A 19,315-nucleotide genomic window follows, 5' to 3' on the forward strand; every position below is an offset into this window, starting at 1 on the left:
ATGGCGCTGCACCCACGAGCCGCGTCCGTACCGGCCGGCACCCCCACCAAGATCACCCAGGGCTCCCAGACCCGGGGCGGCATCGGCGAGTCCACCCTGCGGCCCGACGGGACGCTCAAGGTCACCGGCGAGTTCGCCTACTCCTCGGACATGTGGCACGAGGACATGCTGTGGGGCCACACGCTCCGCTCCACCGTCGCCCACGCCGAGATCCGGTCCATCGACATCGGCGAGGCCGTCGCCACGCCCGGCGTCCACGCCGTGCTGACCTACGACGACCTGCCGGCCGGGATGAAGAACTACGGGCTGGAGATCCAGGACACCCCCGTGCTCGCCCACGGCAAGGTCCGCCACCACGGCGAACCGGTGGCGCTCGTCGCCGCCGACCACCCGGAGACCGCGCGCCGTGCCGCCGCCAAGATCCGGATCGACTACGCGGAACTGCCGGTCGTCACGGACGAGGCGTCCGCGACCGCGCCCGACGCGGTGCTGATCCACGAGGGTCGCGACGACCACCACATCGGGCACGTGCCGCACCCCAACATCGTCCACCGCCAGCCCATCGTCCGCGGCGACGCCGACGCGGCCGCCGCGCGGGCCGACGTGATCATCACCGGTGACTACGTCTTCGGCATGCAGGACCAGGCATTCCTCGGCCCGGAGTCCGGTCTCGCGGTGCCGTCCGAGGACGGCGGCGTCGAGCTGTACGTCGCCACCCAGTGGCTGCACTCCGACCTTCGCCAGATCGCCCCCGTCCTCGGCCTGCCCGAGGACAAGGTGCGCATGACGCTCTCCGGCGTCGGCGGTGCGTTCGGCGGGCGCGAGGACCTGTCGATGCAGATCCACGCCTGTCTGCTGGCCCTGCGCACCGGCAAGCCCGTCAAGATGGTCTACAACCGCTTCGAGTCCTTCTTCGGGCACGTCCACCGGCACCCGGCGAAGCTGCACTACGAGCACGGCGCCACCAAGGACGGCAAGCTCACCCACATGAAGTGCCGGATCGTGCTGGACGGCGGCGCCTACGCCTCCGCCTCCCCGGCCGTCGTCGGCAACGCCTCCTCCCTCGCGGTCGGCCCGTACGTCGTCGAGGACGTCGACATCGAGGCGATCGCCCTCTATTCCAACAACCCGCCCTGCGGCGCCATGCGCGGCTTCGGCGCGGTCCAGGCGTGCTTCGCCTACGAGGCGCAGATGGACAAGCTCGCCGCCGCCCTCGACATGGACCCGGTCGAGTTCCGGCAGCTGAACGCCATGGAGCAGGGGACCCTGCTCCCCACCGGCCAGCGCGTCGACTCCCCGGCCCCGGTCGCCGAACTCCTGCGCCGCGTCAAGGCCAGGCCGCTGCCGCCCGAGCAGCAGTGGCTCTCGGCCGACGCGGACGGCAGCTCCGTCGACGTACGCGCGCTTCCCGGAGGCCTCTCCAACACGACCCACGGCGAAGGAGTCGTGCGGGGCGTCGGCTACGCCGTCGGCCTGAAGAACGTCGGCTTCTCCGAGGGCTTCGACGACTACTCGACCGCCCGGGTGCGCATGGAGGTCATCAACGGCGAGCCGGTCGCCACCGTGCACACCGCGATGGCCGAGGTCGGGCAGGGCGGTGTCACCGTCCACGCCCAGATCGCGCGTACGGAACTCGGGGTCAACCAGGTCACCATCCACCCGGCGGACACCCGGGTCGGCTCCGCCGGCTCCACGTCCGCGTCCCGTCAGACCTACGTCACCGGCGGCGCCGTGAAGAACTCCTGCGAGGCGGTCCGGGAGCAGGTGCTGGAGATCGGGCGCCGCAAGTTCGGCACGTACCACCCGGCCTGGGCCACCGCCGAACTCCTCCTGGAGGGAGGCAAGGTGGTCACCGACGGCGGCGAGGTCCTCGCGTCGCTCGCCGACGTGCTGGAGGCGGAGTCCGTCGACGTCGAGCTGGAGTGGCGGCACCGGCCCACCGAGGCCTTCGACCTGCGCACCGGACAGGGCAACGGTCACGTCCAGTACTCCTTCGCGGCCCACCGCGCGGTCGTGGAGGTGGACACCGAACTCGGCCTGGTCAAGGTCATCGAACTGGCCTGCGCCCAGGACGTCGGCAAGGCGCTCAACCCCCTGTCGGTCGTCGGCCAGATCCAGGGCGGCACCACCCAGGGACTGGGCGTCGCCGTCATGGAGGAGATCATCGTCGACCCGAAGACGGCGAAGGTGCGCAACCCGTCCTTCACCGACTACCTGATCCCCACCATTCTCGACACCCCGACCATCCCGGTCGACGTGCTCGAACTCGCCGACGACCACGCCCCGTACGGGCTGCGCGGCATCGGCGAGGCCCCGACCCTGTCGTCCACACCGGCCGTCCTCGCGGCGATCCGGAACGCGACGGGACTGGAGCTCAACAGGACCCCGGTGCGCCCCGAGCACATCACCGGTACCTGACGGGCCATCGAAGCTCTCCGGACGGTGTGCGTCCGCGGTGGACGTCACACCTCCCCGCGCCCGCGCACCGTCCGGAGCCACCGCACAACCGATCCGTCTGCACGAAGAGTTCGCCTCGGGCCGTCCCCCGGGTCGTGCGCCTCGCAGTCATCCCAAATCCCGCAGTCACGACAGCTCCACGCGGGTGCCCCTGTGAACCTTGGGAGTCAGGCAACATGACCCAGCAGTCCGTGGAACCCAGGACGAGCGCGGAGGAGGCGGGCCCCGGCTCGCGTGTCCCCGCCGGACGGTCCTGGCTCGACCGGTACTTCCACATATCCGAACGCGGATCGACCGTCGCACGCGAAGTGCGCGGTGGCGTCACGACCTTCATGGCCATGGCGTACATCCTCCTGCTCAACCCCCTCATCCTCGGCGGCAAGGACGTCGACGGCCAGCTCCTCGGCCAGTCGGGCCTGATCACGGCCACCGCACTCGCGGCGGCGGCCACCACTCTGCTGATGGGCTTCGTCGGCAAGGTGCCCCTCGCGCTCGCGGCGGGACTGAGCGTCTCCGGTGTCCTCGCCTCGCAGGTCGCGCCGGCCATGACCTGGCAGCAGGCCATGGGCATGTGCGTGATCTACGGTGTCATCATCTGCCTTCTGGTGGTCACCGGGCTCCGCGAGATGATCATGAACGCCATCCCGCTCGCGCTGAAGCACGGCATCACCATCGGGATCGGGCTCTTCATCGCCCTCATCGGCCTCGTCAAGGCAGGGTTCGTCCACCAGGGGGCGGCGACCCCGCTGTCGCTCGGCCCCACCGGTGCGCTGACCGGGTGGCCGGTGCTCATCTTCGCCGCGACCCTGCTGCTCATCTTCATGCTGCAGGCGCGGAACGTCCCCGGCGCGATCCTCATCGGCATCGTCGTCGGAACCGTCATCGCGATCGTGGTCAACGCCGTCGGCGACATCGACCCCAAGGCCTGGAGCAGCGGCCCTCCGGAGCTGAGCGGAAGCGCCGTCTCCTCGCCGGACTTCTCCCTCTTCGGGGACGTCGAGTTCGGCGGCTGGGGTGACGTCGGGGTGCTGACGGTCGGCATGATCGTCTTCACTCTCGTCCTGGCGGGCTTCTTCGACGCCATGGCCACCATCATCGGTGTCGGCACCGAGGCGAACCTCGCCGACGACAAGGGCCGCATGCCGGGCCTGTCGAAGGCGCTGTTCATCGACGGCGCGGGGGGTGCGATCGGCGGCGTCGCCGGAGGATCGGGGCAGACCGTCTTCGTCGAGTCGGCCACCGGGGTCGGGGAGGGCGCCCGTACCGGGCTCGCCTCCGTCGTCACCGGACTCTTCTTCGCGGCCTGCCTCTTCTTCACCCCGCTCACGGCGATCGTGCCGGCCGAGGTGGCCGCCGCCGCCCTGGTCGTCATCGGCGCCATGATGATGCAGAACGCCCGGCACGTGGACTGGGCCGACCGCTCGGTCGCGGTCCCGGTCTTCCTCACCGTCGTCCTGATGCCGTTCACGTACACCATCACCACCGGTGTCGCCGCGGGCGTCATCTCGTACTCGGCGATCAAGCTGGCGCAGGGCAGGGCGCGTGAGGTCGGCGCGTTCATGTGGGTCCTGACGCTGGTCTTCTTCGTCTACTTCGCCCTGCACCCCATCGAGAGCTGGCTGGGCGTCAGCTGACGCCCCCGCCGCCCCCGAGCACCTCTGTCAGAAGGAGACACGCCATGCTGGACATCGCCGAAGAGCTCCACCGGTGGGTCGGGCAGGGGCGCGCCTTCGCCGTGGCCACCGTGGTGGCCGTCGGCGGCAGCGCGCCCCGGCAGCCGGGAGCCGCCCTCGCCGTCGACAGCGACGGCACGGCCATCGGATCGGTCTCCGGCGGATGTGTGGAGGGGGCGGTGTACGAGCTGTGCCGGCAGGCCCTCGCGGACGGCACCACCGTCCGCGAGAGCTTCGGCTACAGCGACGACGACGCCTTCGCGGTCGGCCTGACCTGCGGTGGCGTCATCGACATCCTGGTGACGCCGGTGCGCGCGGAGGACCCGGCGCGCCCGGTGTTCGCCGCGGCCCTGGCCGCCGCGGCGACGGGCCGGGCGGCCGCGGTAGCCCGGGTCACCGAAGGGCCCGGCGGCCTGCTCGGCCGGCCCCTGCTCGTCCACCCCGACGGCACCCACGAGGGCGGTCTCGGAGGCCACCCCGAACTGGATCGCACCGCCGCCGCGGAAGCCCGCGCGATGCTCGACGCCGGCCGTACCGGACAGATCTCCGTCGGCGCCGAGGGCTCCCGCTGCGGCAGCCCCCTGACCCTGCTCGTCGAGTCGAGCGTCCCCCCGCCGCGGATGATCGTCTTCGGGGCCATCGACTTCGCCGCGGCCCTGGTGCGGGCCGGCCGTTTCCTCGGCTACCACGTCACCGTGTGCGACGCCCGGCCCGTCTTCGCCACCGCGGCACGCTTCCCGGACGCCGACGAGATCGTCGTCGACTGGCCGCACCGCTACCTCGCCGCCACCCGCGTGGACGCGCGGACGGTGCTCTGCGTGCTCACGCACGACGCCAAGTTCGACATCCCGCTGCTGGAACTGGCGTTGCGGCTCCCGGTCGCCTACGTCGGCGCGATGGGGTCGCGCCGTACCCACCTGGAGCGCAACGAACGGCTGCGCGACACCGGTGTCACCGACCGCCAACTGGCCGCGCTCCACTCTCCGATCGGACTCGACCTCGGTGCGCGCACGCCGGAGGAGACCGCGCTCTCCATCGCCGCCGAGATCGTCGCCGAGCGGCGCGGCGGCAGCGGGCTGCCCCTCAAGGGCGCGCACACCCCGATCCACCACGAGGACGGACGGCCGCTCGTCCGAGTCGCCTGAACCCGCTCGCGCACGGCGGACCACGCGGGGCGGGTTGCCGCCACGGCGGTTTCACGCCAGGGGTACGGCCGTCCGCGGCCATGGATTTACCGGTAAATCAGGTGCATGACATTCTCCCTCTCCTCCGTACCCGGTCGGGCGAGACCCGCTCGCGCGGGACGCAGGGCTCTGCTCCTGGCGACCTCGGTCGCACTCGTGAGCGGCGTCGTGCTTCCGGCGGCGGGCTCCGCCACCGCCGCCTCCCAGCCGCCGTCCGCCGCGGCCCGCCACGGCGCCGAGGTCCGCGACCACACCGTCACCCTGATCACCGGTGACGTCGTCCACTACGCGGACGGACCGGGCGACCGGGACACGGTCACCGTGGACCGCCCGGACGGCGCGCAGGGCGGCGTGCACGTGCGGCAGGCCGGCAAGGACATCCACGTCATCCCCGACGAGGCGGCTCCGCTCCTCGCGGCGGGCAAGCTGGACCGCAGGCTGTTCGACATCACCGCCCTCATCGCGATGGGGTACGACGACCAGCACGCGTCGGGCATCCCGCTGATCGCCACCTACCCGCCGGGCAGGGCCCGTTCGCTGCCCGCCGCCCCTGACGGCAGCAGCACGGTCCGCCGGCTCGAATCGATCGACGGCACGGCACTGAGGGCGGCCAAGGGCGAGGCCCGAGCCTTCTGGAGTGCCATCTCCCGGACGGAGAAGAGCCGTTCACTGGACGGCGGGATGACGAAACTGTGGCTCGACGGCAAGGTCGAGGCCACGCTCAAGGACTCCGTGCCCCAGGTCAACGCCCCCCAGGCGTGGGCGGCCGGCTTCGACGGCAAGGGCACCACCGTCGCCGTGCTGGACACCGGCATCGACGCGGACCACCCCGACGTGAAGGACCGCGTCAGGCAGTCCCGGAGCTTCGTCCCGGGCGAGGAGGTCGACGACGGGAACGGCCACGGCACCCATGTCGCGTCCACCATCGCCGGTTCGGGCGCGGCGTCGGACGGGGTCAACAAGGGGGTCGCCCCCGGCGCGGACCTCATCGTCGGCAAGGTCCTGAGCAACGAGGGGTCCGGCGCGGACTCGGGCATCATCGAGGCCATGGAGTGGGCGAAGGCAGAAGGAGCCGACGTCGTCTCCATGAGCCTCGGCTCCAGCGTCCCCGACGACGGCACCGACCCGATGGCGCAAGCGGTGGACGCACTGTCGGCCGACGGGGGCCCGCTGTTCGTGATCGCCGCCGGCAACGCCTACGGCGCGGGCACGATCGGATCGCCCGGCTCGGCCGCACAGGCCCTCACCGTCGCCGCCGTCGACAAGAGCGACGAACGCGCGGCCTTCTCCTCGATGGGACCGCTGGTCCGGTCGCACGGCCTGAAGCCCGACCTGTCCGCACCCGGCGTGGACATCAACGCCGCGGCGTCGCAGTCGGTCCCGGGCATCGAGGGCATGTACCAGCAGATGTCCGGCACGTCGATGGCGACCCCGCACGTGGCGGGAGCCGCGGCCATCCTGAAGCAGCGTCACCCCGACTGGCCGGGCGGGCGCATCAAGGACGCGCTGATGAGCACGTCGAAGGAACTGCCCGGCTACACGCCGTACGAGCAGGGCACCGGCCGGCTCGACGTGAAGGCCGCGGTCGACACGACGATCGAGGCCACCGGCTCCGTCGCGGTCGCGTCGTACGACTGGCCGCACAGTGCCGACGACGTGGTCGCGGAACGTACCCTCACCTACCGGAACACGGGCGACGAGGACGTCACACTGGACCTGGCGACCGACACGGACGCCGCCGCCTACACCCTGTCCACGCCCGAGCTGAACGTCCCGGCCGGCTCCACCGCGGAGGCCGTCCTCTCGATCGACCCGTCGAAGCTCGCGAACGACACCCGCTTCTCCGGCCAGGTCGTCGCCACCGACGCGTCCGGCGCGATCGCGGCCCACACGGGTTTCGCCGTGAACAAGGAGCAGGAGCTCTACGACCTGACGCTCCGTCTGCGAGACCGCGCGGGGCGGCCGATGGACGGAACCGTGGTCCTCGCCGCGCTCGGCGACACCCAGCTCGGGCTCGTCCAGGTCGCCGGTGAGACGACCCTGCGGCTGCCCCCGGGCAACTACACCGCCTGGACGTCGGCGGACGTCGACGGCGACCGTCCCGACTCGAAGGCCGTCGCGTTCCTCTCGGCCCCCGAGACGATCCTGGACAAGGCCACCACGGTCACCCTCGACGCCTCCAAGGCCCGAAGGATCGCCGTGCGCACCCCGAAGGAGACCGAGACCCGGCAACTGCGCTACGACATGGCCCGCACCTCCCCCGACGGCGTGGTCCAGCGGGACGCCTACCAGATCCCGCTGACCTACGACCAGCTGTGGGCGAGCCCGACGAAGAAGGTCACCCGGGGCGGCTTCAGCTTCCTGACCCGCTGGCGCCAGGGCGAGGAACTGATCGACCTGACGGCCGACGGCCACGACGTCCCGGTCACCGCGCAGGGCGGATCGGCCGTCGCCGAGGACAGCGAGCAGAGACTGACGGCCGTCTTCGCGGGCGACGGCGCCGCCGCGGACTACAAGGGCCGCAGCGCCAGGGGCAGGGCGGTCGTGATCACGCGCAGCGACGCGGTGCCGCCCGCGGACCGCCTGGCGAACGCCCTCGCCGCCGGTGCGAAGGCCCTCCTGGTCGTCAACGACGGCCGCGGGGTCGCGATGGAGTCCTACGCCCCGTGGGGCGAGCAGACCACCATCCCGGTCGCCTCGGTGCAGAGGCTCGCGGGCGCCACCCTCATCGAGGCGGCGCGGCGAGGCAGGCAGGTCACCCTGGACCAGAAGGAGTTCGCGGACTACGTGTACGACCTGGTCGACCGGCACGACGGCACGATCCCGGACCGCCCGCTGACCTTCGCGCCCTCGGCCCGGCAGCTGGCCACCGTGAAGAACACCTTCTACGGCCACAGGGCGACTCTCGGCGGCGGCTACCGCTACGACATCCCGGACTACGGCCCCGGCATCGGCTTCGAGGAGTACGAGAAGTTCCCGGGCACCCGCACCGAATGGGTCACCCCGCTGCCCGGCGCGTCCTTCTGGTACGAGAACCACTCGGTCCTGAACGCCGACGCGAGCGACACCGCCCAGGAGATGCGGAGCGGCGAACTCGACTACGCGGCGGGCCGCACCTACCGCGACGACTGGTTCGCCCCGGTGGTCGCTCCCCGGCTCGGCACCGCCTACTGGGGGCCCTTCCGTACCGCGTACAACGACGTCCAGTTCAACATCACCCCGTGGACCGACTCGGGCGAGGGCCACTCCGGCTCGATGCCCGCCGACGAGTACGACACCACGTCGTACGCCTTCTACCAGGGTGGGAAGCTGGTCAAGAAGGGTGCGGGCAGGGCGGGTAACGCCTGGGACCTGCCGGCCGAGAAGCTGCCGTACCGGCTCGTCATCGACTCGGCGCGGGACGAGGCCACCTGGAAGACCTCGACCCGGACGCACACGGAGTGGAACTTCCTCTCCGGCGCCCTGCCCGAGGGCACCGAACGGGCCGACATCCCGCTGCTCCAGCTCGACTACGACGTGGACACCGACCTCGCGGGCGACGTCAGGGCCGGCACACGGGTCGCGCTCGGACTCGGCTCCGGCACCCAGGCGTGGCTGGACGGCGCGGTCAGGGCCACCGGCGCCACGCTGTCCGTCAGCTACGACGAGGGCCGCACATGGAGCGCGGCGGAGCTGCGCGGGAACTCCCCGGGTCAGTGGACCGCCAAGCTGCGGACGCCCGCGAAGGGCGCCTCCTCGGTGTCGCTCAAGGTCCGTGCCACGGGCCCCGGCGGCCTGGCCGTCGACCAGGAGATCATCAGGGCCTTCGGCCTGAAGTGACCCGCCCGGCGGGCTGATCGAGGGGGTCGCGCGTCCCGGCAGGGGACACGCGACCCCCTCCCTGCCGTGCCGGGCTCACCGGCCGAAGCGCGCTAGACAGTGCCACACCCTCTTGAGGTCCTGCGGGTCGTAGCGGTTCCGGCGGGCGGCCTCGCCTATCACCCGCGCGTCGAGCCGGCCGTCGACCGCGAGCGAGGTGCCCAGTTCGACGTACTGCCGGCCCCGGTACTCCGGGTGACGCTCCAACTCCTCGACGGAAAGCCGGAATCCGCCGTGCCACTCCACCGGACACGGCAGCCGTGACGCGGCCTCCTCCCCTCCGTGCCCCGGAAGCACGGATCCAGGACCAGGGCCTCCACATCGCCGTCGAGCCGCACGGGGCCGTGCACATGCGCCTCGACGTAGTCGTCGAGGGCATCCCGGCCGTCCGCCTCGGCGAGCGTGACGAGCCTGCCGCCGGTGGCCGCCACGCCGAAGTCGGACGGCTCGGCGGCGCTGTCCGGGTAGCAGTAGGTGGACCGAGCCAGCGCCGGGGCGGTCAGCCTCAAGTGAGCGGAGCCGAACCGCGGGGCAGCGCCGAAGGCGTGGCGCCGGAAGTTCAGCGCACCGTAGACCGGACGCTCGTGGGGTGGCGCGGCGTCGTAGGCCCCACGGAAGATGCGGCTCTCCCAGCGCCACCGGTCGCCACCGGGGCGGGCGGTGAGACCGCCGTTGCTCGTGCCGGTCACGAACTGGGACACGTAGAAGCCGTCGCCGGCGAGTCCGTCCAGGACCGTGCGGCCACCGCTGACACGGTCGGGGTGGAAGTTCAGCGTCACCCGCAGGGACGGGTCGAGCGGTTCTCCCCTCGACAACGACGCCACGTGGTCGAGGGCGCGGGCCCGCGCGGGCGGATCGTCGGCGCTCATCGGCACAGTCTGCCCGAGGTCCGGATCCGCCCGCACCGGCCCCCGTCAGCCCCGGCGGGCCGCCCGCGCCTTCGCCTTGCGGCGGGCCACGGTGTACGTGGACCAGTCGCCCCGGTGCCGGTCGCACCGGGACGCGTCGATCATCGCCAGCCGTCGGCAGCGCGTGCCCTTCTGGGTGATTGCTCCGCATGCGGACTGCGTACGAGCCATGTGCGACCGCCCCCTCGTTGCCGCCGGCCCGGTGCCGGCAGGGCCACGATTCCCGAGGACGGGCACGGGCGGAAGGCGCACCCGGGGCGTCCGGGCGCGCTCCGGAGCGCGGGGGCGGGCCGAGAGTGTCGTCGGGGCGGGTCCCCGGGTCAACGGCCGGACTGCAGCGCCGCCCAGGTCTCGGGACCCACGCTGCCGTCGGCGGCGAGACCGCGTGCGCTCTGGTAGGCGCGTACGGCCGCGTCCGTCGCGGCGCCGAAGGCCCCGTCGACGCTCACCGTCCTTCCCAGCGCAGCCGTCAGGGCCCGCTGCACCCGCTTCACGGCGTCCCCGGAGCCGCCCTTGGCCAGCGTCTCGGTGGTGCCGGCGGAGAGCAGGGCGGTCCAGGTCTGCGCGCCGACCACGCCGTCGGCGGTGAGACCGCGCGCGGTCTGGAAGGCCCGGACGGCGCTCGTGGTGGCGGCCCCGAAGGCGCCGTCGACGGCCCCCGCCTCGTAACCCTGCTGGTTGAGCAGTGTCTGGACGGCCTTGACCTGGGCGCCGGCCGAACCCGCCGACTGCGGCGTGTAGGAGCCGAACGTCAGGCCGTCGCTCCCGCTGCTGCCGGCGGCCCCGCCGACCAACTGCATGTAGTAGGTCCAGTTCCAGTGGGCACCGGGGTCGGTGTGGTCGTTCCCGGGGGCCTCGCTGTGCCCGATGACGTGGGACCGGTCCTTGGGGATGCCGTACCGGTCGCAGAGGTACGCGGTCAGGGCGGCGGACGAGCGGTACATCGGGTCGGTGAACCAGGACGCGTCGTCGATGAAGCCCTCGTGCTCGATGCCGAGCGCCGAGGGGTTCGCGGTCTTCGCGTGGTAGGCGGTGTCCTTGTCCCGCACCATCTGGGTGACCTGTCCGTCCGAGGAGCGGACGACGTAGTGGGAGCTGACCTTGGACGTCGCGTTCTGGAACCAGCTGATGGTCCCGGCGTACGAGCCCTGGGCGACGTGGATGACCACCTTGTCGATCGTCGCCGTACGGCCCGTCGCGTAGTTCGCCGAGTTGGCGGCCACCCACAGGGCCGTGGGGTAGTCGGGGCTCTGGGCGGTGACGTCGGCCTTGGCCAGCGGGCCCTTCTCGGGGGCGACCGGGCGCGAGGTGACCGAGACCCGCTCGCCGCCGGGTACGGTCGTCCGCAGGCCCTCGGCGAGGAAGGTGTAGACGGTGTCCGCGTAGAGGGCGGCGATGGAACCCTCGGCGCCGCTGTAGCGGGCGACCGCCGGGTACCAGGCGTTGATGTCGGCCCGCTCGGCCTTGTCCAGGCCCAGCGCGTCGGCGTGGTCCCGCAGCACGGCCGCGCCGCCCAGGATGTTGGTCCCGGTGTCCCGGCGCAGGTCCGCGGTGGACTCGCCCGTCAGCGCGGCGGCCTTTTCGAGCGAATGGCTGACCGGGTTGCTGACGAGGTGCATCACCCCGTAGCCGTTGTCCTGGCTGGGGCGTCCGGCGTGCCCGTCGAGGTGGGATTCGCCGTAGCCGACGGCGGCGAGCAGGTCGCGCGGTACGCCGTACGCCTCGGCCGCCCGGGTCAGGGCGGTGTTCATGGACGTGCCCGCGGGGGCGGCGGTCGCCGGGTGGCCGGTGGCGAGGAGGACGGTGGCCGTGAATGAGGCCAGTACGGCTGCGCGTCCACGGGTGTGGCCGGCGGGACGTCGGGGCATACCTGCTCCTGGTTCGTGGGGGCGACGGGCGACCGCCGGACCGGGGTGGGGTGGGCCGGGGCCGTCGAGCCCGCACAGGCTATGCAGCTGGCCAGGGCATGACAACGACACGGCAGCGTGTCCAACACCCCTTCACTCCAATGGAGTTGAGTGCATCTGAAAGCACCACTCACCCCCGGTGGGCCGCGCCGCTCCGGCGGGGCCGTCACCCTTCTGGAAGGTGACGGTCTCCGTCTGCCCCTACCAGCGGTTCCGGTGCACGACGTCCGCCACGGGGCGGCGCCGGACCGGTCCGAAATTGCCCACCGGCCACCCCACCGGGATGGCGGCGAAGGTGTGCGTGTCCGACGGGATGCCGAGCACCTTCTTCCACTCCTGCTCCAGCATCAGGTGCCAGATGGTCACATTGGCCGCCAGCCCCAGGGCCCGTGCCGCGAGCAGGACGTTCTGGACGCCCGGGTGGACGCAGGAGCCCTCCGCGAGCGCCTGGAACCGTTCCTGCGTGCCGGCCATGTGCTCCAGGCCCGCGGGCCGAGGGACTCGGCGTACGCCGCGAGTCCCTCCTCGCCGAAGCTCGGCTCCGGGAACTCGTAACAGGGGATGATCAGGGCGGGGGTGTCCGCGAAGTGGTCACGCTGGTACTCGATCGCCGCCACCATGCGCCCGTACGCCGCCTCGTCCATGCCGTCCGGTCCGTGCTTGCCGGTCGTCGCGAGATAGGCGTCCACGCACCGCTTCCACAGCGGGGCGAGATCGGCCATCACCGCGCGGTCCGTGACGACGACGTACTCGTAGGCCTGCATGTTGCCGCCGCTCGGAGCCCATACGGCGGCCTGTATGAGCCGGTCGAGCACCTCGTCCGGCACGGGGTCCGGCTTGAGGCGGCGCATGGCGCGCATCGTGGACATCGTGGGGAAGAGGGCGGGCCCGTCCGGGGAAGGCGCGTCGGCGTACACCGTTTCGAAGGTCATGATCGCGGAGTGTACGGCTCAAGGTCCGTTACGGGGAGGGGTGTTGGAGGCGCTCTCCGCCGGTTCCGGAACCGGATTCAGCGGCGCCGCAGCCGTACCACCGGGATCTCGCGGTCGGTCTTCGCGCGGTACTCGGCGTACCGGGGGAAGACCTCCACCAGGTGAGGCCACACCCGTTCCCTCTCCTGGGGCGTGAGCGCCACGGCGAGTGCCGGGAAGCGCTCGGTGCCCACCCGGACACCGACCGCGGGGACGGCCAGGAGGTTCAGGTACCACAGCGGGTGCCGGTCGGAGCCGCCGTTCGACCCGACGATCAGATAGTCGTCCCCGTCGCGCCCGTACATCAGGACGGTGCGCCGCAGGGCGCCCGTGCGCCTGCCGGTGTAGTCCAGCAGCAGGCAGGGCACGCCGAGTTGGGTGGTGCCCTTCGTCCCGCCCGAGGACTCGTACAACTCGGCCTGCCTGGCCACCCAGTTGGCCGGGCTGACCTGTACCTCTTCGTCGTTCCGCGGCTGCGTCATCGCTTCGCCGTCCTCCGGTGCCGTCGTCGTGTCCGTACGTCCGTGCCCATCGTGTCACCCGTCCCCGCCGCGCGTCGGAATCGCACACCTGCCCGCCCTCCCTCCTCACGGGGGAACGGGGGGCGGAGAACCGGCCGCGAAGGCGTATAAAGGGTCCCTCCCGAGCAGCCGGCGTCCCCCGATGGCCCTCACCCACCACGCGGCCGGCGTCACCGCGTACCGAGAGCGGAGGAGCGTCCCCATGAGCACCTCGGAAGAGATCAGCGCCTTGCTCGTCACCAGGTTCGGAACCGATCCGCAGGACATCCGGCCGGAGGTGCCGCTGCGTCAGCTGCGCCTGGACTCCCTCGCCCTGGAGGAGCTCAGGCTGCTCATCGAGGACCGGATGGACATCGACCTGGAGGACGTCGTCCTGTCCTCGCGCGACACGGTCGGCCATCTGGTGGCGGCCGTCACCGGCAAGGCCGGCGCGTGACGGGGCGGGTTCCGTCCGCGCGGCGGCCCGCCAGGCCGGGGAGCGAGCCGTTCAGCGCCGCCGTCACCGGTGTCGGGCTGGTCACCGCCGCCGGAGTGGGAGCCGAGGCGGCCTGGCGCGGGGTGTGCGACACCGCGCTCGCCCCGTCGGTCCCGCACCTCCCCGAACTCGCCGGTCTGCCCTGCGACTTCATGTACACCGTGACCGGCCTGGACACGAAGGCGGTCCTGGGCGTCGCGGTGCAGAGGCTGATGGACCGGTTCTCGCAGCTCGCGGTCGTCGCGGCCCGCGAGGCGGTCGCCGACGCGGGCCTCGACCCATCGGCCTGGGACAGCGGCCGGGTGGCCGTCGTCATCGGTTCCGCCCACGGCGGCCTGCCGTTCTACGACGAGCAGCACACCCTCCTCACCGAGCGCGGCGCACGGCGGGTCTCGCCGAAGCTCGCGCCGCTCAGTGTCGTCAACGGCGCCGCCAGCAGCGTCGCCATGGACCTCGGGGTGCACGGCCCCAGCCAGGCGGTCTCCACGGCCTGCTCGTCGGGGACCGTGGCCATCGGCACCGCCCACCAGATGCTCCGCACCGGTGCCTGCGACATCGTCGTCGCGGGCGGCGCCGAATCGGTCCTGTCCCGCCTGCTGATCGCCAGCGCCTGCCAGATGCGCGCCGTCTCCACCCGCCGCGACGACCCACAGGCAGCCTGCCGCCCCTTCGACACCCACCGTGACGGGTTCGTCGTCGGTGAGGGCGCCGGCCTCCTCGTCATGGAGCACCCCGAGCACGCCCGCGCCCGCGGTGCCACGGTCCGCGCCCACGTCGCCGGCTACGGGGCGTCCAGCGACGCCCACTCCGCCGTCGCCCCGGATCCCGACGGGCTCGGCATCGAGCGGGCCCTGCGCACCGCGCTGGCCGACGCGGACATCGACGCCCCCGAAGTGGGACACGTCAACGCCCACGGCACCTCGACCGTCGCCAACGACATCATCGAGACGACGATGCTCCGCCGGGTCCTCGGCGAAGGCGCCCTCGTCACGTCGACGAAGGCCATGACCGGGCACACCCTGGGGGCCGCCGGAGGCATCGAGACGGCGCTCACCGTCCTCGCGCTGCAGCACCAGACCGTCCCGCCGACCGCCAACCTCGACGCCCCGGACCCCGCGATCCCCGTCGAGGTGGTGAGCAAGGAGGCCCGGCGCGCCACGTTCGAGTGCGCGGTCAAGACGTCGCTGGGCTTCGGCGGCCACAACGCGGCACTCGTGCTCACCAGGGCCTGACAGGAGACGAGGAGCACCATGCCCGAAGAGATCATCCGGTCCTTGACCGTGGACGGAGTGCGCTTCGCCTACCGGGTCATGCCCCGCGATCCGGCCGCGGGCCCACGGCCGGGCACCGAGCCGGTCCTCGTCATCGGAGGGGCGCTGCAGGGCATGTTCGGGTGGCCGCAGATGGACGACCACCTGGGGCCGCTGGCCGACGTGGTGACCGCCGACCTGCCGGGCATGGGCACGGCGGACCCCCTGCCGCCCGGACCCAGCGCCCCGGTCCTGCGCGCGGCGGTCGGCGCGATCGTCGACGACCTCGGGGCGCCGCGGATCAACCTCTTCGGCTTCTCCTACGGGGCCGCCATCGCCTTCGGCTACGCGCAGCACCATCCGGGGCGGGTCGCCCGGCTCGTCCTCGGGGGAGTGCCGGTCCACATCGGTGAGGAGCGCCGCGGCTACTGGCACCGCGCCACAGCGGCCCTGGCGGAAGGTGACGCGGAGCGCTTCGCCTCCCTCGCCGCCGACGGCCTGATGTGCCTGGACCCCGAGCGTCCCGTGCACCGGCGGGAACTGGCGCGGCGTTACGTCCGCCGGTCCTTCCTGCACGCGCTCACCCACTCCGCGCACGCCGCCGACTCGCTGCGGCGGGCGCTGGGTGACCGGCCGGACTTCTCGGGGGGACTCTCGGGCGTACCGGCCCTGGTCTTCGCGGGGGAGCACGACACGGTCACCTCGCCGGCCCTGCAACGGGAGTTCGCGGCCACGATCGAGGGCAGCCGCTTCCTCACCCTGCCGGAGTCCGACCACTGGGTGGTGCTGGAGCGGTCCGACGAGGTCGCCGCCCTGGTGACCCGCTTCTTCACCGGCCGGCCGCTCGAACACGCCGCGGCGCTTCTCCCGCACCAGCACGGCGCGCCCGCCGGCGTGGAGGCGTCCCCCGCGTGACGTCCTGCCACGGGGCCGGAGAGGGTGGCGGCCCCGAGGAGGCCGCCACCCCGGGCATCAGTGCCGGTGCCCGTGGCCCTTCACGTCGATCCGCACGATCTGCGGGTCGTGGTCGCTCGCCTGGTCGGCGAACTCCGCGTTGATGTGCACCACGTCGTAGTCGAAGCGACGCACCGCGGGGCTGGTCAGGATGTGGTCCAGCGTCTGCGAGTTGCCGTCGTACACGTAGCTGTACTGCTCGCCCGCCGGCAGTGTCGTGATCAGCGGCTTGAGCACCTTGCCGGTGGTCAGCGCCTTCATGGTGGGGGAGAACGCGAAGTCGTTCAGGTCGCCCAGGGCGACCACCCGGGCCGACCTGTCCGCCTTCAGCAGTGAGGTGACGAAGGTGTTGACCTCCGCCGCCTGCCGTACGCGCTGCGTCTCGGAGCTGCGTACCGGCTCCTGGTAGCGGCCGTGCAGGGACTGGTCGCCGCCCTTGGACGCGAAGTGGTTCGCGATGACGAAGACCGTCTCACCGCGGAAGCGGAACTCGCCCACCAGCGGCTTGCGACTGCTGTTCCAGGCCGTGTTCGCGGGGTCGATCCGGCCGGGGGAGACGGAGAGGGCGGCGCCCTTCCTGGTCCTGACCGCCGACACCGCGGTCGTGGCGTCACCGCCCGGACGGTCCACGAAGCCGACCCGTCCGGGGTTGAAGAGGAAGACGTTACGGATGTTGCCACCGGGCTCACCGCCGTCCTTGCCGTCCTGCGGGGCCACATAGCGCCAGGAGTAGCGGGGACCGCCCGCCGCGACGATCGCGTCCGTGAACCGCTTCAGCGTCGCCTCGGAGCCGACGGTGCCGTCGTCGACCGCCCCGTTGTCGTCCTGGATCTCCTCCAGCGACACGATGTCGGGGCCCGCGAGAGAGACGGCGACGCCCCGGGCGAGCGTGTCGAACTTCTCCTGCGCGTCGCCCGCGTCCAGGTTCTCCACGTTGTACGTGGCGACGGCGAGTTCCTTGCGCTTCTGCTTCCGCGTCACCTCGCGCTTCAGGCCGTTGTCCTTCAGCGCGCCGAGCTCGGTGGCCTGGACGTTGTAACCGCCGAAGGAGGCGTAGTCGACGACCCCGGTGGTGCTGCCGGTCAGCACGTCGCCCACGTCCGCGACCGGGACGGGCCGGGCCGCGTCCAGCGACATCACCTTGAGACGGCCGGTGTTCTGGTCCTCGTAGGAGGAGTAGAGCGTGCCGCCGCGCCGCGTGGGGTTCTCCCGGGGCTTCACCGTCACCCACACCTCGGCGTAGGCGGTCGTCGCCCCCGTCACCCGGGTGTCGGCCATCGTGACGCGGGCGCCCTCCAGGGACTCGTAGAGGTCCAGGGCGTACGCCGACGGGTCCAGGGCCAGGGCCTCGATCGACCCGCCGCCGGCCGTGGGCACGTAGGCGTCCGGTACCGAGGAGGCGTCGAGCCCGACCGCGGCCGGCAGCGCGTTGCCCGAGGAGAGGACCGTGACGAGCGGGGCGGTGATCTGCGTCAGGGACTGCGCGCCGGTGGCCGGGTAGTACTCGGCGACCTTGCCGCTGACCAGGACCGAGTCGCCGACGGCGACCGAGGGTGCGGCGGAACCGGTGTAGACGAACACGCCCTCGCTGGTGCGCGGGTCGGCGTCCGGCGCGGTGTCCTGGATCCAGAATCCGCGCGAACCGGTGGTGCGTACGCCGGTGACGACGCCGGGCACGCCGGTCACCGGCTGTCCCGCGAGCGGGGAGAGGCGGGTCGTGCCTTGGATGTCGTGCACCCGCACGGTCCCCGGCTCGGTCGGTCCGCCGGGCTCGCCGGGATCCGTGCCGCCGGGGGTCTCGCCGGCCGCGTTGACCGGCGTCGGGGTGCCCGCGGTCAGGTCGGCGGCATTGTCGTCCGTGTCCGCCAGGGACGTGCCGCGTGCCACGGAGGCGGTGGCGGAGGCGCCCGCCGCCGGGCCGCTGCCCTCGCGGACGACCGCGGAGCCGTAGCCCACGAGGTCGACGACGCGGGTGTCGGCCGCACACTCCGCCTGGGTCTTGCAGGTCAGCGGCGTGGTGCCGGAGACGAGCGCGACGGTGCCGCTCGCCGCGGACATCGCGACCGTGCCGGTCGCGTCGGGGGCCGGAAGGGCCACGGTGCCGCCGGTGCCCGCGGCCTGGGCCACGAGGTAGCGGCCGCCGGGTGCGACGGCACCGGACAGTGCGGAGACCTGCCACAGCGAGCCGGCGGAAGGCGTCCCCGGCAGGTACTGCACGCTGAAGCCCGACAGGGCGAAGGTGCTCCCGCCGGCGTTGGCCAGCTCGATGTAGTCACGGGTCAGCGTCGCACCGGAGTTGCCTCCGCCGCCGTACACCTCTGAGATGACGGCCGACGACGACGGTGCCGCGAAGGCGGCGGGCAGGGCGGTCACCGAGAGGGTCACGGCGACGGCGGTGGCCAGCAGGGCGGAGCCGGGTCTGGCTATGTACACGGGAACTGCCCCCAAATGTGTAGTGAGGGGCCAAAAACTATGCGCGTAGACCGGTCGTGGCAAGAGACCCGAGGTTAATTCCGGACGTCATCGCCCGGCTTTCGGACGGGAGTTCGGTCTCGCGTGGTGCCGTCCCGGTGCCCTGGCCGGTGTCGCCCCCGTGTTCACGGGAGCGTCCCCGTGCCCCGGCCGGCGGCGCTCCCCTGTTCACGGGAACGCGCGTGCGCCCTGACGTCACTCGTATGACCAGCGGCGCGCGCCGCGCGGTCGACGGCCGCCCGCTCGACGGCCGCCCGGGGCGGCGGCTGTCCGGTCAGCGGCTCTCGGGGACGCGCGCCGGGTAGACGGCCAGGGAGAACGAGTGCCCGGCCGGGTCGGTGTAGACGCGGACATCGCGCGGGCCGCTGTTGGTGTCGCCCGTGTCCACGGGCCGCGCTCCGAGTCCTATCGCCTCGCGCTCGGCCTCGTCCATGTCGCCCGCGTCCACGAGGATGCGCAGATGGGCCTGCTGGGAGTCCTCCGGGCGCGGCCAACTCGGGGGCGCGTAGCCGTGGTCGCGGCGCACGGCGAGGTGTGTCCCGCTGTTGCCGACGATCTCGACGAAGTCGGGATCGCTGCCGATGCGCGTCTCCGCTTCGAGGAGGGACGCATAGAAGTCCGCGAGCTCCAACGGCTCGGCGCAGTCCAGGACCAGAACGCTCGTTTTCCCGACAGTCATGCTTCT

12 protein-coding genes and 2 pseudogenes are annotated in these 19,315 nt (G+C 72.4%); 7 read left to right on the forward strand and 7 right to left on the reverse strand.

Annotated features, from left to right (window positions below; all coding sequences use genetic code 11):
- The 4 genes from OHT61_RS26125 (at position 1) to OHT61_RS26140 (ending at position 9,133) form a co-directional block, all read left to right on the forward strand.
- The gene (locus tag OHT61_RS26125) at positions 1-2,418 is read left to right on the forward strand and encodes a xanthine dehydrogenase family protein molybdopterin-binding subunit (protein ID WP_329041567.1); all 2,418 of its coding nucleotides are present in this window, start codon (positions 1-3) and stop codon (positions 2,416-2,418) included.
- Positions 2,419-2,633: 215 nt separating this feature from the next.
- Positions 2,634-4,091 carry an NCS2 family permease gene (locus tag OHT61_RS26130; RefSeq protein ID WP_329041568.1) on the forward strand — a complete coding sequence of 486 codons (1,458 nt, stop codon included), beginning with the start codon at positions 2,634-2,636 and terminating at the stop codon, positions 4,089-4,091.
- Positions 4,092-4,135: 44 nt separating this feature from the next.
- On the forward strand, positions 4,136-5,275 hold the full coding sequence (locus tag OHT61_RS26135; RefSeq protein ID WP_329041570.1) for an XdhC/CoxI family protein: 1,140 nt from the start codon (positions 4,136-4,138) through the stop codon (positions 5,273-5,275).
- A gap of 105 nt (positions 5,276-5,380) precedes the next feature.
- On the forward strand, positions 5,381-9,133 hold the full coding sequence (locus tag OHT61_RS26140) for a S8 family serine peptidase (protein ID WP_329041571.1): 3,753 nt from the start codon (positions 5,381-5,383) through the stop codon (positions 9,131-9,133).
- Positions 9,134-9,208: 75 nt separating this feature from the next.
- Here the strand turns inward: OHT61_RS26140 and OHT61_RS26145 are convergent.
- From OHT61_RS26145 to OHT61_RS26165, 5 genes and pseudogenes are all read right to left on the reverse strand, one after another.
- Positions 9,209-10,041, reverse strand: a pseudogene (locus OHT61_RS26145) (DUF3626 domain-containing protein).
- 45 nt (positions 10,042-10,086) lie between these two features.
- The gene (locus OHT61_RS26150) at positions 10,087-10,251 is read right to left on the reverse strand and encodes a hypothetical protein (protein ID WP_329041573.1); all 165 of its coding nucleotides are present in this window, start codon (positions 10,249-10,251) and stop codon (positions 10,087-10,089) included.
- Positions 10,252-10,400: 149 nt separating this feature from the next.
- Positions 10,401-11,948 carry a peptidoglycan-binding protein gene (locus OHT61_RS26155; protein WP_329041574.1) on the reverse strand — a complete coding sequence of 516 codons (1,548 nt, stop codon included), beginning with the start codon at positions 11,946-11,948 and terminating at the stop codon, positions 10,401-10,403.
- Positions 11,949-12,188: 240 nt separating this feature from the next.
- Positions 12,189-12,919, reverse strand: a pseudogene (locus tag OHT61_RS26160) (nitroreductase family protein).
- A gap of 77 nt (positions 12,920-12,996) precedes the next feature.
- Entirely contained in the window at positions 12,997-13,440 is a 444-nt protein-coding gene (locus OHT61_RS26165) for a nitroreductase family deazaflavin-dependent oxidoreductase (protein ID WP_329041575.1), read from the reverse strand.
- A gap of 241 nt (positions 13,441-13,681) precedes the next feature.
- Between OHT61_RS26165 and OHT61_RS26170 the strand changes: the two genes are divergently transcribed.
- From OHT61_RS26170 to OHT61_RS26180, 3 genes are read left to right on the forward strand one after another with little or no spacing between them, the layout of a single operon-like run.
- Positions 13,682-13,915, forward strand: a complete 234-nt coding sequence (locus OHT61_RS26170; RefSeq protein ID WP_329041576.1) for an acyl carrier protein — start codon at positions 13,682-13,684, stop codon at positions 13,913-13,915.
- Positions 13,912-15,186 (forward strand): beta-ketoacyl-[acyl-carrier-protein] synthase family protein, encoded by a 1,275-nt coding sequence (locus OHT61_RS26175; protein WP_329041577.1) that lies wholly within the window; start codon positions 13,912-13,914, stop codon positions 15,184-15,186. Before OHT61_RS26170 ends, OHT61_RS26175 begins: the two co-directional genes overlap by 4 nt.
- Positions 15,187-15,204: 18 nt before the next feature.
- Complete coding sequence (locus tag OHT61_RS26180) at positions 15,205-16,119, forward strand: alpha/beta fold hydrolase (protein WP_329041578.1); 915 nt, start codon at positions 15,205-15,207, stop codon at positions 16,117-16,119.
- A 57-nt stretch (positions 16,120-16,176) separates the two neighbouring features.
- Here OHT61_RS26180 and OHT61_RS26185 read toward each other — a convergent pair whose 3' ends face one another.
- Together OHT61_RS26185 and OHT61_RS26190 are read right to left on the reverse strand one after the other, a co-directional pair.
- A complete protein-coding gene (locus OHT61_RS26185; RefSeq protein ID WP_329041580.1) occupies positions 16,177-18,591 on the reverse strand; it encodes an endonuclease/exonuclease/phosphatase family protein in 2,415 nt (804 codons plus the stop codon).
- A 313-nt stretch (positions 18,592-18,904) separates the two neighbouring features.
- Positions 18,905-19,309: a VOC family protein gene (locus OHT61_RS26190; protein WP_329041581.1), complete on the reverse strand. Its 405-nt coding sequence runs from the start codon at positions 19,307-19,309 to the stop codon at positions 18,905-18,907.
- Positions 19,310-19,315: the final 6 nt, after the last annotated feature.

This window comes from Streptomyces sp. NBC_00178 (assembly GCF_036206005.1).
Classification (GTDB): domain Bacteria; phylum Actinomycetota; class Actinomycetes; order Streptomycetales; family Streptomycetaceae; genus Streptomyces.

Bases quoted from the DNA above. Each gene is read 5' to 3' on its own strand.
- OHT61_RS26140 (WP_329041571.1), top strand. From the start codon at position 5,381: ATGACATTCTCCCTCTCCTCCGTACCCGGTCGGGCGAGACCCGCTCGC.
- OHT61_RS26170 (WP_329041576.1), top strand. From the start codon at position 13,682: ATGAGCACCTCGGAAGAGATCAGCGCCTTGCTCGTCACCAGGTTCGGA.
- OHT61_RS26155 (WP_329041574.1), bottom strand. From the start codon at position 11,948: ATGCCCCGACGTCCCGCCGGCCACACCCGTGGACGCGCAGCCGTACTG.
- OHT61_RS26180 (WP_329041578.1), top strand. From the start codon at position 15,205: ATGCCCGAAGAGATCATCCGGTCCTTGACCGTGGACGGAGTGCGCTTC.
- OHT61_RS26135 (WP_329041570.1), top strand. From the start codon at position 4,136: ATGCTGGACATCGCCGAAGAGCTCCACCGGTGGGTCGGGCAGGGGCGC.
- OHT61_RS26130 (WP_329041568.1), top strand. From the start codon at position 2,634: ATGACCCAGCAGTCCGTGGAACCCAGGACGAGCGCGGAGGAGGCGGGC.
- OHT61_RS26150 (WP_329041573.1), bottom strand. From the start codon at position 10,251: ATGGCTCGTACGCAGTCCGCATGCGGAGCAATCACCCAGAAGGGCACG.
- OHT61_RS26125 (WP_329041567.1), top strand. From the start codon at position 1: ATGGCGCTGCACCCACGAGCCGCGTCCGTACCGGCCGGCACCCCCACC.
- OHT61_RS26190 (WP_329041581.1), bottom strand. From the start codon at position 19,309: ATGACTGTCGGGAAAACGAGCGTTCTGGTCCTGGACTGCGCCGAGCCG.
- OHT61_RS26165 (WP_329041575.1), bottom strand. From the start codon at position 13,440: ATGACGCAGCCGCGGAACGACGAAGAGGTACAGGTCAGCCCGGCCAAC.